This window comes from Streptomyces sp. NPDC047061 (assembly GCF_040643955.1).
GTDB lineage: Bacteria > Actinomycetota > Actinomycetes > Streptomycetales > Streptomycetaceae > Streptomyces.
The window spans coordinates 1-1,513 of sequence record NZ_JBEYVI010000132.1; the positions used below are offsets into that span (position 1 = coordinate 1).

The 1,513-nt window shown below is 66.6% G+C and carries 2 protein-coding genes; both read right to left on the reverse strand.

Annotated elements, in window-relative coordinates:
- Window positions 1-1,019 (reverse strand): alpha-amylase family glycosyl hydrolase (locus ABZ887_RS51110; protein WP_361306597.1); only part of this gene is annotated, 1,019 nt, incomplete at its 3' end.
- The coding region (locus tag ABZ887_RS51115) for an alpha amylase C-terminal domain-containing protein (RefSeq protein ID WP_361306599.1) at window positions 1,016-1,513 on the reverse strand (498 nt) is incomplete at its 5' end. The genes ABZ887_RS51110 and ABZ887_RS51115, both read right to left, overlap by 4 nt.

Genomic DNA, 1,513 nt, shown 5'->3' on the forward strand with positions numbered 1-1,513 from the left:
TCGTCGGTGACCATTTCGAGGGTGAGCTCGTCGTGGTTGCGCAGGAAGATGCCCCACTGGCAGCCGGAGGGGATGGCGGGGGTCTTGGCGAGGATCTCCGAGACCGGGTAGCGGGACTCCCGGCGCACGGCCATGAAGATCCGCGGCATCACCGGAAAATGGAATGCCATGTGGCACTCGTCGCCGCCCTTGTCGTAGGCCCCGAAGTAGTCGACGACGTCCTCCGGCCACTGGTTCGCCTCGGCCAGCAGCACGGTGTCCGGGAACATGGCGTCGATCTCGCGGCGGACCCGCCTCAGGAACTCGTGGGTGGGCGGCAGGTTCTCGCAGTTGGTGCCTTCCTGCGCGTACAGATACGGCACCGCGTCCAGCCGGAAGCCGTCGATGCCCAGGTCCAGCCAGAACCGGAGCGCCGCCAGCACCTCCTCCTGCACCGCCGGGTTCTCGTAGTTGAGGTCGGGCTGGTGCGAGAAGAAGCGGTGGAAGTAGTACTGGCCGCGCACGGGGTCGAAGGTCCAGTTGGAGACCTCGGTGTCGACGAAGATGATCCGCGCGTCCTGGTACTGCTTGTCGTCGTCCGCCCACATGTAGAAGTCGCCGTACGGCCCGTCCGGGTTCTTCCGGGACTCCTGGAACCACGGGTGCTGGTCGCTCGTGTGATTGACGACGAAGTCGATGATGACGCGCATGCCGCGCTGGTGGGCGGCGTCGACGAACTCCACGAAGTCGGCGAGGTCGCCGAACTCGGGGAGCACGGCGGTGTAGTCGGCGACGTCGTAACCGCCGTCCCGCAGCGGGGACTTGAAGAAGGGCGGCAGCCAGAGGCAGTCCACGCCGAGCCACTGCAGATAGTCGAGCTTGGCGGTCAGGCCCTTGAGGTCGCCGATGCCGTCGCCGTCGCTGTCCTGGAAGGAGCGGACCAGGACCTCGTAGAAGACGGCCCGTTTGAACCAGTCCGGGTCCCGGTCCTTGGCAGGTGTGTCCGCGAAGGTGTCCGGGACGGGGTCGTTGACAGTCATGACGCGCTGGGCCCTCCGTTCGCTGGTGTCGGCCGCCCTACCTGGAGCACATGCGCCGGCGTCCGGCCGGGGACGAGGCGCACGAAGTTGGTCCTGCCCCATGAGTAGGTCTCACCCGTCAGTTCGTCCTGCACGGACAGGACGGCGTTCCAGTCCAGGCCGAGTTGCGGCATGTCCAACGAGACCGTGGCCTCCTGGGTGTGGTGCGGATCGAGGTTCACGACCACCAGAACCGCGTCCGACCCGGTGCGCTTGCTGTACGCGATGACGGAGTCGTTGTCCGTGTGGTGGAAGGTCAGGTTACGCAGCTGCCGCAGGGCCGGGCTGTTGCGCCGGACGGTGTTGAGGCGGGTGATGAGGGGGGCGATGCCGTCGGTGTCGGCGGCGGTCCAGTCGCGGGGTTTGAGCTGGTACTTCTCGGAGTCGAGGTACTCCTCGCCGCCTTCCCTGAGGGGGGTGTTCTCGCAGAGTTCGTAGCCGCTGTAGATGCCCCA